At 42.6% G+C, this 12,365-nt stretch carries 13 protein-coding genes and 1 pseudogene; all 14 read left to right on the top strand.

Features of this window, described 5'->3' with window-relative positions:
• Positions 1–91 precede the first annotated feature (91 nt).
• Positions 92–490 carry a thioesterase family protein gene (locus KHM83_RS11165; protein ID WP_343213146.1) on the top strand — a complete coding sequence of 133 codons (399 nt, stop codon included), beginning with the start codon at positions 92–94 and terminating at the stop codon, positions 488–490.
• Between the two features lie 8 nt (positions 491–498).
• Positions 499–1,341: a fumarate hydratase gene (locus tag KHM83_RS11160; protein ID WP_213237102.1), complete on the top strand. Its 843-nt coding sequence runs from the start codon at positions 499–501 to the stop codon at positions 1,339–1,341.
• An 11-nt stretch (positions 1,342–1,352) separates the two neighbouring features.
• Entirely contained in the window at positions 1,353–1,907 is a 555-nt protein-coding gene (locus KHM83_RS11155; RefSeq protein WP_213237101.1) for a Fe-S-containing hydro-lyase, read from the top strand.
• A gap of 15 nt (positions 1,908–1,922) precedes the next feature.
• Entirely contained in the window at positions 1,923–2,516 is a 594-nt protein-coding gene (locus KHM83_RS11150) for a class I SAM-dependent methyltransferase (RefSeq protein ID WP_213237100.1), read from the top strand.
• A 241-nt stretch (positions 2,517–2,757) separates the two neighbouring features.
• Positions 2,758–4,128, top strand: coding sequence for an aspartate-alanine antiporter-like transporter (locus KHM83_RS11145; RefSeq protein WP_213237099.1), 1,371 nt, complete (start codon positions 2,758–2,760; stop codon positions 4,126–4,128).
• A gap of 55 nt (positions 4,129–4,183) precedes the next feature.
• Entirely contained in the window at positions 4,184–4,519 is a 336-nt protein-coding gene (locus KHM83_RS11140; protein WP_213237098.1) for a DUF3870 domain-containing protein, read from the top strand.
• Positions 4,520–4,706: 187 nt separating this feature from the next.
• Positions 4,707–6,221, top strand: coding sequence for an acetyl-CoA hydrolase/transferase family protein (locus KHM83_RS11135; RefSeq protein WP_213237097.1), 1,515 nt, complete (start codon positions 4,707–4,709; stop codon positions 6,219–6,221).
• Positions 6,222–6,336: 115 nt separating this feature from the next.
• Entirely contained in the window at positions 6,337–8,013 is a 1,677-nt protein-coding gene (locus KHM83_RS11130) for an acyl-CoA mutase large subunit family protein (protein ID WP_213237096.1), read from the top strand.
• 26 nt (positions 8,014–8,039) lie between these two features.
• Positions 8,040–8,435 carry a cobalamin B12-binding domain-containing protein gene (locus tag KHM83_RS11125; RefSeq protein WP_213237095.1) on the top strand — a complete coding sequence of 132 codons (396 nt, stop codon included), beginning with the start codon at positions 8,040–8,042 and terminating at the stop codon, positions 8,433–8,435.
• 58 nt (positions 8,436–8,493) lie between these two features.
• Positions 8,494–9,429: a methylmalonyl Co-A mutase-associated GTPase MeaB gene (meaB, locus tag KHM83_RS11120; RefSeq protein WP_213237094.1), complete on the top strand. Its 936-nt coding sequence runs from the start codon at positions 8,494–8,496 to the stop codon at positions 9,427–9,429.
• Between the two features lie 277 nt (positions 9,430–9,706).
• Positions 9,707–10,111 (top strand): methylmalonyl-CoA epimerase, encoded by a 405-nt coding sequence (mce, locus tag KHM83_RS11115; protein ID WP_213237093.1) that lies wholly within the window; start codon positions 9,707–9,709, stop codon positions 10,109–10,111.
• Between the two features lie 24 nt (positions 10,112–10,135).
• Complete coding sequence (mmdA, locus tag KHM83_RS11110) at positions 10,136–11,683, top strand: methylmalonyl-CoA decarboxylase subunit alpha (RefSeq protein WP_213237092.1); 1,548 nt, start codon at positions 10,136–10,138, stop codon at positions 11,681–11,683.
• A 19-nt stretch (positions 11,684–11,702) separates the two neighbouring features.
• A complete protein-coding gene (locus KHM83_RS11105) occupies positions 11,703–12,119 on the top strand; it encodes an OadG family protein (protein WP_213237091.1) in 417 nt (138 codons plus the stop codon).
• Between the two features lie 24 nt (positions 12,120–12,143).
• Positions 12,144–12,365: pseudogene (locus KHM83_RS11100) on the top strand (acetyl-CoA carboxylase biotin carboxyl carrier protein subunit); the annotation flags it as partial.

Below are 12,365 nucleotides of genomic sequence, written 5' to 3'. Positions count from 1 at the left end.
GGATCAGCTCTTTCTGATTTTGAAATCAATGTTTTACATTCACTTTATGTGTTTCTAATGGTATCATGGTAATAATAAGGAGGTGATAGGTATGATAATGACACTGAAAGTCGGAGACATTTATGAATCTGAACTAATTGTTGCCTATGAGCATTCGGCAGCGGCATTCGGCAGTGGTGCCATTGAGGTTTTTTCAACGCCAATGATGATAGGACTCATGGAAAATGCAGCGTTAAATTGTGCACAGAATGGGCTGGAAGAAGCATTTGGAACCGTGGGTACTTTTGTCAATGTAAAACATATGGCAGCGACGCCAATTGGCATGAAAGTTACGGCAAAAGCTGAACTCATTGAAATAGATGGCAAAAAACTGCTATTCAACGTATCGGCATATGATGAAACAGGTGTTATCGGCGAGGGTACGCATGGTCGGTATATTATTGAGTCTCAAAAATTCTTGGAAAAAGTGAATCAAAAACAAAAGGCTTAGGAGGCAACATGCGAACCATAGACGTGTCGGTGATAAAAGAAAGCATCAAACACATGTGTATAGATGCAAATTACAATATTGGTGCAGATATTCAAGCGGCTTTTCATAAGAGCCTTGAAACAGAAACGTCTCCAATTGGTAAATCGATCTTAGTCGATTTACTTGAAAATGCTCGCATAGCAGGTGAAAAGCAAGTGCCGATTTGCCAAGATACCGGTATGGTTGTCGTCTTCGCCGAAGTTGGACAAGATGTCCACCTCGTCGGTGGAGATGTTAAAATGGCAATTGACCAAGGGATACGCGAAGGTTACGAGGAAGGTTATTTAAGAAAATCGGTTGTCGCAGATCCGCTTAACCGTGTGAACACAAAAGACAACACACCTGGGATTGTCTATTTTGATATCGTTCCCGGCGATCAAGTGAAACTGAAAGTCGCTCTAAAAGGATTTGGCAGTGAGAATATGTCAAAGACTAAAATGCTGAAGCCTTCTGATGGAATCAAAGGGGTTGAAGCGTTTGTCCTTGAAACCGTATCACTGGCAGGCCCGAATCCGTGTCCACCTATCGTTGTAGGAGTTGGTGTCGGCGGTACAATTGAAAAAGCAGCATTGCTTGCAAAACAGGCGCTGCTGAGATCAGTTGACGACGAGAGCACGCTGCCGCATATAAAAGCATTGGAAAAAACACTTCTAGAACAAATCAATCAGCTTGGTATTGGTCCTCAAGGATTAGGTGGCAAAACCACGGCGTTAGGCGTAAATGTTGAAGTATTTCCGACGCATATTGCTGGACTGCCAGTAGCGGTTAACATCAACTGTCATGCGTCAAGGCACATGGAAGTCATTCTTTAGGAGGTAGGCGCATGCAGAAAAAAAGGATTAATACGCCAATGACACAGGAAACGGTTAAAGCATTGAAAGCCGGTGATCAGGTGCTGATTTCGGGAACGGTTTACACTGGAAGAGATGCTGCGCATTTGCGGATGATCAAAGCACTCGAAAATGATGAAGCGCTGCCATTTGACGTTGAAGGCCAGGTGATTTATTATGTGGGGCCAACACCGGCAAAGCCGGGTGAAGTCATTGGCTCCTGTGGACCGACAACGAGTTATCGCATGGATGATTTAACAGTACCGCTCCTCAAAAAAGGGCTAAGGGGAATGATTGGCAAAGGTGAGCGAAATCAGACGGTTATTGACGGCATGAAAAAATTTGGCGCCATTTACTTTGCGGCCATAGGCGGTGCAGGTGCATTGATTGCAAATTCAGTAAAATCGAGTGAAATCGTCGCCTATGAAGAACTCGGACCGGAAGCGGTTCGAAAACTTGAAGTAATTGATTTTCCCGTTATCGTTGTCATTGACAGCGAAGGCAAAAACCTATATGAAACAGAAAGAGAGCAGTACGCGACTAAATAAATGGAGGTGCTTATAATGTTGAACAAACAATATTACAACGAGCACGCGCATGAATTTATTGAAAAGACGCTGCAGGTAGACCTCAAACCCATTTACGAGGTGTTTGAATCATACCTTAAACCGGGGATTAAACTCCTCGATGTTGGATTTGGTTCCGGCAGAGATAGCCTACATTTTTATAAAAGGGGCTATGAAGTCGTATCCATTGACTATGCAGAGGAAATTGTAGCGCGCGGTGAAAGTTTTTTAAACAATGAAGTTTTGCTGGTTGATTTTCAGGAAGTTCAGTACAAAGACGAATTTGACGCAATCTGGGCGAGTGCCGTATTTTTGCATTTTACAGATGATGATATTCTAAAAGCATTGGCGATCTGCCATCGTGCACTTAAGAGTGAAGGCTATGTGTATCTATCGTTTAAATATGGTGAAACTGGTGTTATGCGCAAAGGGCGTTTCTTTAATGACTTTACTGAGGCTAAAATACTTTCTCTGCTCAATGAGCAAGCGAATAGCCAGACTGCATTAAAACTCGAAAAAATGTGGCTGACGGAAGATGCACGTAAAGATCACCAAGGAAAAAAATGGATTAATATCATCCTAAAAAAATAAAAAATGACTTTAAAATTATTGGCATCGTGATATAATGTTATTAAGTTAACAAACTAGCCATGACAATATTCGGTGACTTCCATCATCGACACGTATTGAAAGGACGGCATAGCCATTATTCGCTATGCCTTTTTTTATTGTCTAAATGTTATTTTGTCTGCCCTCTGCATACCCCTTGTTTTTTTGTGTAGGGAAAAGGATGAAGTTAGCTTAAAAATCAGAAGTTGAGAGGGGTAAAATTATGAGTTTTGACTACATGAAGTGGTTGATGGATCCGTTTATTCTAATGTTCATCACAGTTGCATCGGGTCTAATGTTTGGAAAAATTAAATTTGGTAAATTTAATTTTGGAACTTCGGGCGCTCTTTTTACAGGTTTGCCAATTGGTTGGTTCATGATGAATCTCGCCAAGGGAATCGGAGAAGACGACAAAGCGTATAAGTATGCTTCGAGTCTCGTAAAAGCGGGCGTTGTAGACAAAGGCTTTTTTACACTGTTCTTGGTACTGTTTGTCGTTGCAGTAGGGTTGCTCGCAGCAAAAGATATTGATGTCGTATTAAAAAAATATGGTGCTAAGTTCATTATTATGGGATTTGTCGTAACATTGATGGGTGCTTCTGCAACCTATGGTATGACTTTTTTCTCGAAAGATTCAAATCCTTATGAAATTTCAGGTGTTTATACGGGAGCGCTTACAAGTTCGCCAGGGCTAGCGGCGGCAATTGAAACGGCTCGTAAACATGCAACCAATGAAATTTCCAAGTTTGACACAATGACAGTAGAAGAAAAGACAAAGTTTTTTGCCATTCTTGGAGAAGATTTAGATCCTGCTGCGACAACTTCGCTGACAGATGATCAAAAAGCACAGTTTATAAAAAATGCAGAAGCTGGTATAGGGGTTGGTCACGCAATTGGCTATCCTTTCGGCGTTCTCATCGTCATTATCGCCATGAATTTCTTTCCTAAAATATTCAGAATTGATATCGAAAAAGAAAAAGCAGACTTCAAACGAGAAATGGCTGATGCCAAAGCAGGTAAAACAGCGAAGGAAATTCCTGAAGTCAGTTTTGATATGATCGGATTTGTCTTTGCATGCTTCTTCGGTTATACAATTGGTCTCATAACCATTGACTTAAGTTTTATTGGCCTTGGCAACTTCAGTTTGGGTGCAACAGGTGGTGCGCTCATTGGATCGCTCGTTATGGGCTATATTGGCAAAATTGGCTTTATCAGCTTTAGAATGAACAGCAAGATATTAGGTGTTATTCGCGAAGTCTCGCTTGCGTTTTTCCTTGCCATTGTCGGTCTTCGTTATGGCTTTGCCGTAGTTGATGCGTTGGCGGGTCCAGGGGCATTCTTAGGACTTGTTGCGTTGGTTGTCGGCGTTGTGGCGATGATGGTTGGTTATATGATTGGCAGGTATGTTTTCAAGATCAATTGGATTATGCTTTCAGGCGCGATTTGTGGCGGCATGACTTCGACACCTGGACTAGGTGCAGCCGTTGAAGCGGTCGGTTCAGACGATCCGGCGGCGGGCTATGGTGCAACTTATCCGTTTGCACTATTAGGCATGGTAATATTTACGATTATCCTGCACTCACTCCCTATGTAATTAGTGTCCACTGTGGTATAATATGACAGAAGGTACGAATTACAGGAGGGTTACAATGGAATCAAATGAAATACTCATCACCGGCTATGCGAAATTACCACAAGGTATCACTGCGAAAGAATTATACTCAGTTATTGCCGTTGGGGTAATTGTCGAAAAGAATTCCGGCGTTATTATCGATTCCGATTGCTCATTAGCGACCCAAATTGCTAAGGATTTTGTGAGATCTATTCTTATCGGCTGCTCATTGGGTGATATCGACTATATCGAAAAGAAATTTAGAAAGTATTACTTTGGGAGTGCGAGAAAGGCAATTATTTCTGCCGTAAAAACGTGTGCCGAAAAGTATAAACAGATCTGCGAAAATGGTGACGAGTACACTGAAGAATGATTGCATTTTATAAATGCATTAACAACCTAATCAAAAAGTTAGAGGGTATTTAACTTTGTTTTATTAACGGTACAGAAGTCCTCTGTGCCATTCCATGATAAAACGCACAGCCAAATAGCCAATCTTTTAATTAAAAGATTGTTATTTGGCTTTTTTTGTTTACTGATATAAATAGGAGGCAATAAACATGGAAAAAGAACGCTTGCGCTGTCCGGCGCTTGAGGCGAAAATTGCAACAGCTGAAGAGGCGGCACTATTTATCAAAGATGGTGATACGGTAGCAACGAGTGGCTTTACACCATCTGGCTATCCAAAAGCGGTGCCGTTAGCTTTAGCGGAGCGCGTAAAAAATGGTGAAAAGATTGAAATCACACTGATTACAGGTGCTTCTGTTGGGTCTGAACTCGACGGCATATTAGCCGAAACCGGGATCGTCAAAAGAAGATTTCCGTACCAAACAAACAACAGTATGCGCAAGGCGATTAATAAAGGTGACATACAATATGCCGACATGCATTTAAGCCATGTACCACAGTTTATTGATTATGGTTTTTTTGGCAAAATAGACGTTGCAATTATTGAAGCGATTGCCATCACAGAAGAGGGGCATATTATTCCATCAACTTCTGTGGGCGTATCGCCTCAGGCCGTTGCAAATGCCGAGAAAGTGATCGTTGAAATCAATACTTCACAGTCTCTTGCCCTCGAAGGCGTTCACGACATTTATATGACAAAGAAACCGCCGTTTAGGGAGCCTATCCCAATTGTGCATTCAGGTGATCGCATTGGAACGCCATATATCGTGTGCGGTTCAGACAAAATTGTTGCGATTGTCGAAACGGATATTACCGATAAAGTAAGGCCGTTAGGTGCTGTCGATGAAGATTCAAAAAAAATATCAGAGCACATTATAAAGTTTTTCGAGGCTGAAGTTGAAGCGGGAAGGCTGCCAGAAAATCTGCTGCCGCTGCAATCCGGCGTTGGCTCTGTTGCCAATGCCGTACTCGCAGGCCTTGTCGATTCAAAATTTGAGGATCTGACATGCTATACTGAAGTTATTCAAGATTCTATGTTTGATTTAATTGATGCCGGAAAAGTAACCGTTGCCTCTGGGACATCGTTTACACCTTCGGAAGAGGGCTTGGTTCGCCTTAACGAAAATATGGAAAAGTATGTTAAGCACTGTGTCTTGAGGCCGATGGAAATCAGCAATCATCCTGAAGTGGCGAGAAGGCTCGGCGTGTTGGCGCTTAATACAGCCATTGAAATTGATATCTACGGTCATGTTAATTCAACCAACATCATGGGTTCAAGGATGATGAACGGCCTTGGCGGATCTGGGGATTTTACTAGAAATGCCTATATTTCAATATTTACAACAGTTTCAACGGCAAAAAATGGTGATATTTCTTCGATTGTACCAAAGGTTTCACACTGTGATCACACGGAACACGACGTTCAAGTAGTCGTTTCTGAAATCGGACTGGCAGATTTGAGAGGGCTGTCGCCGAGGGAACGTGCTAGAGCGATTATCGAAAACTGTGCACATCCTGATTATCGACCGATGCTCTTAGATTATTTAGAGCGTGCAGAGCAAACACCGTTCAAGCATGAACCTCATTTGCTCGACGAAGCATTATCATGGCATGCAAGATTTCTTGCAACGGGAACGATGAAGCCGAAGGTAGAAAAACAAGCATAACGTTACAAAAGTATACAATTATACTTTAGTATAAACTATGGCATTTGACATGATTTATGGTATTCTAAGATTGGTCGAATCCATATACGGTCATGAAAAAGGAGGATTTTAAAAGATGTTTAGCAAAGAGCAAATTTCGATTTTAAAAGAAGCAGTAGATAAAGAAAATGCTAAAACGCAAGAAATGTTGCAAAAAAGACCTGAGAGAAAGGCAGAATTCACAACAGGTTCAGGGGCACCTGTAAAACGTTACTATACGCCTGTCGACATTGAAGACATGGATTACATGGAAGATTTAGGTTTGCCTGGTCAATATCCGTACACCAGAGGTGTTCAAAACACCATGTACAGAGGCAAGTTCTGGACGATGAGAATGTATGCAGGATTTGCAACTGCGGAAGAATCGAATAAACGCTACAAATATCTTGTAGAACAGGGATCAAGCGGTTTATCAGTTGCATTTGACTTACCGACGCAAATCGGTTATGACTCTGACCACTCGCTTTCAGAAGGTGAAGTCGGTAAAGTTGGTGTTGCGATTGACTCATTGGCTGATATGGAATTACTCTTTGACGGTATTCCACTGGATAAAGTCAGCACGTCAATGACCATTAATGCGCCAGCGTCTGTCTTATTGGCAATGTATATTGCCGTCGCAGAAAAACAAGGCGTTTCATCAGAAAAATTACGCGGAACCATTCAAAATGATATTTTGAAAGAGTACATTGCTCGTGGTACTTATATATTCCCAACGGAACCTTCCATGAGACTGATTACAGATATTTTTGAATACTGTTCAAAAGATGTACCGCTTTGGAATACTATTTCGATCTCCGGTTATCATATTCGTGAAGCTGGTTCAACAGCGGCACAAGAAGTTGGGTTTACCATTGCAGACGGTATTGCTTATGTTGAAGCTGCCATTAAAGCAGGCCTCGACGTTGATACTTTTGCACCGAGACTTTCCTTCTTCTTCAATGCGCATAATGATTTGCTTGAAGAAGTTGCAAAATATAGAGCTGCCAGAAGATTATGGGCTAAAATCATGAAAGAGCGTTTCGGCGCGAAAAACCCTAAATCAATGGCACTTAAGTTCCATACGCAAACAGGCGGTTCAACGCTGACGGCTCAGCAACCGGACAACAATATCGTCAGAGTTGCTATTCAAACGTTAGCAGCAGTTCTTGGCGGAACACAAAGCTTGCATACAAATTCAAAAGATGAAGCATTGGCGTTGCCAACAGAAGACTCTGTTAGAATAGCGTTGAGAACGCAACAAATCGTCGCAAATGAAAGTGGTGTCACAGAAGTGGTTGATCCACTGGCGGGATCTTTCTATATTGAGGCGAAGACATCTGAAATTGAAGCAGAAGCAATGGCATACATCAAGAAAATTGATGAAATCGGCGGCGCACCTAAAGCCATTGATATGGGCTATATCCAACAAGAAATAATGGATGCTTCTTACAACTATCAAAAGAAAGTTGAAAGCAGTGAAATCATTGTCGTCGGTATGAACAAATACCAAATCGAAGAAGAAGCGCCAAAAGGCTTATTAAGAGTTGACCCTTCAGTCGGTGAAATGCAAAAAGCCAAACTGGCAAAATTGCGTGCAGAGCGTGACAATGTTGCGGTTGATGCGGCACTTACAAAACTCAAAGCAGCATGTGAAGGCACTGAAAATGTTATGCCGCTTATTTTGGAAGCCGTTAGAACCTATGCGACATTAGGCGAAATTTGTGGTGTGATGAGAGAAGTATTTGGTGAATACCAACAATCAGTAAATTTATAAGATAAACGTGTTTTAGGAGGATGACAATGGATAAGCTCATTAGAGTATTGGTAGCAAAACCTGGCTTGGATGGCCATGATAGAGGTGCGAAAGTAATCGCAAGAGCACTTAGAGATGCAGGCATGGAAGTTATTTATACTGGTTTAAGACAAACACCTGAACAAATTGTCAGCGCGGCAATTCAAGAAGACGTTGACTGTGTTGCGCTCAGTATTTTATCAGGTGCACATAATACACTGCTTCCTAAAGTTGTTGAACTGCTTGAAGCAGAAAACGCAAGTGATATTCTCGTGATTGGCGGCGGTGTTATTCCGACAGATGATATTCCGTTCTTAAAAGAAAAAGGTGTTAAAGAAATCTTTACACCGGGAACGCCAACGCAAACGACAATTGATTTTATCAAGGCGAATGTGGCACAATAACTTGTTAACAGATAGAAATAGATGTTGAACATACAACGCGTTAAAAATAGGAGAAGCTATGGATATCGAAAAAAGGCTGTTGGCTGGCGATAAACGCGCTGCGGCTAGACTTATCAGCCTACTTGAAAATAAAGATCAGGAAGCTTTGGCTATTCTCAAAAGACTGTACCCCAAAAGTGGTAATGCCTATGTCATAGGTATTACCGGCCCTCCGGGCGCGGGGAAAAGTACTTTGACGGATAAGCTGACGAAAGCACTTAGAAAAGAGGGCAAGACGGTAGGCATTATTGCCGTTGACCCGACATCTCCTTTTACTGGAGGGGCAATCTTAGGTGACCGCGTAAGAATGAACGAACTCAGTACGGATCCCGGTGTTTTTATACGAAGTATGGGTGCTAGGGGACATCTTGGCGGTATTTCGGAAGCAACTGCATCAGCAATCAAGGTACTCGATATCTATGGCCTCGATTACATCTTTGTTGAGACTGTTGGTGTTGGTCAATCAGAAGTTGATATCGTTAAGAACTGTGATACGACATTAATGGTTATGGTGCCAGGGCTTGGCGATGATATTCAGGCGATTAAGGCTGGCGTCATGGAAATCGGCGATGTTTTTGCCGTCAATAAATCAGATCGCGATGGTGCCAAACGGACAGCGAGAGAAATCGATATGATGCTTGATTATAATAAAGATGCCTTATGGCGACCACCGGTTAAAATGGTTGTTGCATCTGAAAATCAAGGTGTAGATGAGCTGATTAAGGCGTTGCATGAACACCGTGATTTTATGAAGTCGAGTGATAACTTTATTAAGCGAAGAGCACAAAATGCTAAAAATGAAGTTGTCGAATTAATCAAAGAGAGGATTGAACGGACAATACTCGATCAGTCAAAGCGTGAGGAACGGCTCGAACATGCTGCTGAGCGTATTGCAAAGAGAGAGATTGACCCATTCTCAGTTGTCGACGATGTAGTCGGAAAAATGAACTTGTAAAAATGTACAGAAGTTGCGTATGAATACAAAGTAACTCAGTATACAAAAGGTAAGTATTTTAATCAATGGGATTTTTGTTTATGATAATAGTGGAGAACGGTATGCATGTGACTGCGGCAGATGACATATTATAATCCGAAAAAGTTAAATTGCTTAAATAATTTAACTACCCCACAAATTCTCCTTATTATAATAAGCAAACCCACAAAAACAATTGGTTTCTTGTGTTTACGATACGGATTTCAATTGTTAAAATTATTGTAATGTGGAGGCAAACATGAAAGCATTAAAAGTAGATCATATTGGGATCGCTGTGAAAAACCTTGATGAGACCATCAAATTTTATCAGGATGTACTGGGCCTTGAATGTCAAGGCTCTGAAGTCGTTGAAGAGCAAAAAGTAAAAGTAGCTTTTTTGCCTGTAGGCGACACAGAAGTTGAACTGCTTGAGTCAACGGCTGAAGATGGACCAATCGCAAAATTCATCGAAAAAAATGGTGAAGGCGTCCAACACATCGCATTTAGAGTAGAGAATATTGAAGAAGCAATTGCCTACATGAAATCAAAAGGCATGGCGATGATTGATGAAAAGCCAAGATATGGTGCGGGCGGTGCATCAATTGCATTTGTACATCCTAAGAGCTCCCACAGAGTTTTGGTCGAATTAAGTGAAAGAAAATAACTGGTAGATTTTGGAGGTTTGAGAATGGCTGTTAATAAGTTGGAAGACTTAAAAGAACGCAGAGCTACCATCATCTCAGGCGGCGGAGAAAAACGAATTGCAAAACAACACGCAAACGGGAAACTCACAGCGCGCGAGAGATTGGATTTATTGTTTGATGAGGGAACCTTTGTCGAACTGGATGCCTATGTAAAGCACAGATGTACAAATTTCGGCATGGAAAAAGTTGATGCGCCGGCAGAGGGTGTTGTAACAGGTTATGGTAAAGTGGACGGTCGTATCGTCTATGCCTACTCGCAGGACTTTACAGTCGTCGGTGGATCGCTTGGCGAAATGCATGCAGCGAAAATATGCAAGGTACTGGATAATGCCCTCAAGGTTGGCGCACCTGTCGTTGGATTAAACGATTCAGGCGGTGCTAGAATTCAAGAAGCCGTGGATGCACTTTCAGGCTATGGAAAGATATTTTATAAAAATACATTAGCATCGGGTGTAATCCCTCAAATTACTGCAATTATGGGACCATGTGCCGGTGGTGCGGTGTATTCACCAGCACTGACAGATTTTATCTTCATGGTGGATCAAACATCACAAATGTTTATTACAGGTCCACAAGTCATTAAAACCGTAACCGGCGAAGAAGTATCGGCAGAAGCACTTGGTGGCGCTATGACCCACAATACGGTAAGCGGCGTAGCACAGTTTATTGGGAACAATGATGAGGCATGTATTGCTGAAATCAGAAGACTTTTGAGTTTCCTGCCGTCAAACAACATGGAAACAGCACCGGTTTATGACTGTGATCATGATGTTAATGAACTGGCAGAAGCATTGAATGACATTATGCCAGACAATGCAAACAAACCATATGATATGTTTGACATTATCAAAACCATTGTAGACAATGGCGATTATATGGAATATCAGCCGTATTTTGCAAAGAATATTATCACGGCATTTGCGCGTATTGATGGTCAAACAGTTGGTATTATCGCCAATCAGCCAAAAGTATTGGCAGGCTGTTTAGATGTTAACGCATCCGATAAGTCAGCACGTTTTATCAGAACTTGTGATGCTTTCAATATTCCATTATTAAATATTATCGACGTCCCTGGCTTCCTACCTGGTACCCAGCAAGAGTACGGCGGGATTATTCGTCATGGTGCGAAAATGCTCTATGCATATTCTGAGGCGACTGTTCCTAAAGTGTCATTGATCGTTCGTAAGGCTTATGGTGGATCATACCTTGCGATGTGTTCAAAAGACCTTGGTGCAGATCTCGTTCTCGCGTGGCCGACGGCAGAAATCGCCGTTATGGGACCGCAGGGCGCAGCAAATATTATCTTTAGAAATGAAATCAAAGAATCCGATGATCCAAAAGCGACGCGTGAGCGCGTCATTAAAGCATACACAGATGAATTTGCAACACCATACAAAGCGGCAGAACGCGGCTTCGTAGACGATGTCATCGAACCTGCGGCAACGAGACCGAGACTGGCGGACGCCTTTGACATGTTAGCATCGAAAAGGGAAGCGAGACCAGCGAAGAAACACGGCAACATACCGCTGTAAAAGAAATTGAGGTGAAGAAATGCAATTACTGGAAAACTTTAAGCATGCGGACACCTTTGTTCAGATGACACTCGGCGAGCGCCTAGCTGCGACCATGTACGTCATTCTCCTTGGGATGGGTATAACCTTTACAGCCCTTGTGCTCATCTGGGCGATGACAGCCCTACTCTCAAAGGTTGTTCAAAGCATTGAGAAAAAGTCACAGCCAGCCGTCATGCCTGCACCAAAAGCAGCCGCTTCAACTCCTGCGCCGGCAGTTGTTGAAACAGCCGAAGAAGATCCGGGTGAACTCATCGCCGTCATCAGTGCGGCGATTGCGGCGAGCATGCAGACGTCAATGCACAACATTGTGGTAACGAGTATTCGCAGAACGGGTGACGGTACACCGGTTTGGGGACAAAAGGGACGCAGTGACATTATGAATTCACGTTTATAAGGGAATAATGGAGGAAAGAATCACATGAAAAAGTATAATATAACGGTCAATGGCGTAAGCTATGAAGTAGAAGTAGAGGAAATGGGATCAGTACAAAGCGCGCCAAGAGCGGCGGCGCCGGCAGCAAAAGCAGCACCAGCGCCAAAAGCGGCACCGGCAGCAAAAGCAGCGCCAGCACCAAAAGCGGCACCAGCAGCAGCGCCGTCAGCAGGCGAAGAAGGCGTATCGGCACCAATGCCCGGTACG

It is taken from the genome of Fusibacter paucivorans (assembly GCF_018390735.1).
GTDB lineage: Bacteria > Bacillota > Clostridia > Peptostreptococcales > Acidaminobacteraceae > Fusibacter > Fusibacter paucivorans.
This window is presented reverse-complemented; position numbering and strand designations above follow the sequence as displayed.

Coding starts and splice junctions, on each gene's coding strand:
- KHM83_RS11165 (WP_343213146.1), top strand. CDS start 92: ATGATAATGACACTGAAAGTCGGAGACATTTATGAATCTGAACTAATT.
- mce (WP_213237093.1), top strand. CDS start 9,707: ATGAAAGCATTAAAAGTAGATCATATTGGGATCGCTGTGAAAAACCTT.
- KHM83_RS11155 (WP_213237101.1), top strand. CDS start 1,353: ATGCAGAAAAAAAGGATTAATACGCCAATGACACAGGAAACGGTTAAA.
- KHM83_RS11150 (WP_213237100.1), top strand. CDS start 1,923: ATGTTGAACAAACAATATTACAACGAGCACGCGCATGAATTTATTGAA.
- KHM83_RS11160 (WP_213237102.1), top strand. CDS start 499: ATGCGAACCATAGACGTGTCGGTGATAAAAGAAAGCATCAAACACATG.
- KHM83_RS11105 (WP_213237091.1), top strand. CDS start 11,703: ATGCAATTACTGGAAAACTTTAAGCATGCGGACACCTTTGTTCAGATG.
- KHM83_RS11125 (WP_213237095.1), top strand. CDS start 8,040: ATGGATAAGCTCATTAGAGTATTGGTAGCAAAACCTGGCTTGGATGGC.
- meaB (WP_213237094.1), top strand. CDS start 8,494: ATGGATATCGAAAAAAGGCTGTTGGCTGGCGATAAACGCGCTGCGGCT.
- KHM83_RS11130 (WP_213237096.1), top strand. CDS start 6,337: ATGTTTAGCAAAGAGCAAATTTCGATTTTAAAAGAAGCAGTAGATAAA.
- KHM83_RS11135 (WP_213237097.1), top strand. CDS start 4,707: ATGGAAAAAGAACGCTTGCGCTGTCCGGCGCTTGAGGCGAAAATTGCA.
- mmdA (WP_213237092.1), top strand. CDS start 10,136: ATGGCTGTTAATAAGTTGGAAGACTTAAAAGAACGCAGAGCTACCATC.
- KHM83_RS11145 (WP_213237099.1), top strand. CDS start 2,758: ATGAGTTTTGACTACATGAAGTGGTTGATGGATCCGTTTATTCTAATG.
- KHM83_RS11140 (WP_213237098.1), top strand. CDS start 4,184: ATGGAATCAAATGAAATACTCATCACCGGCTATGCGAAATTACCACAA.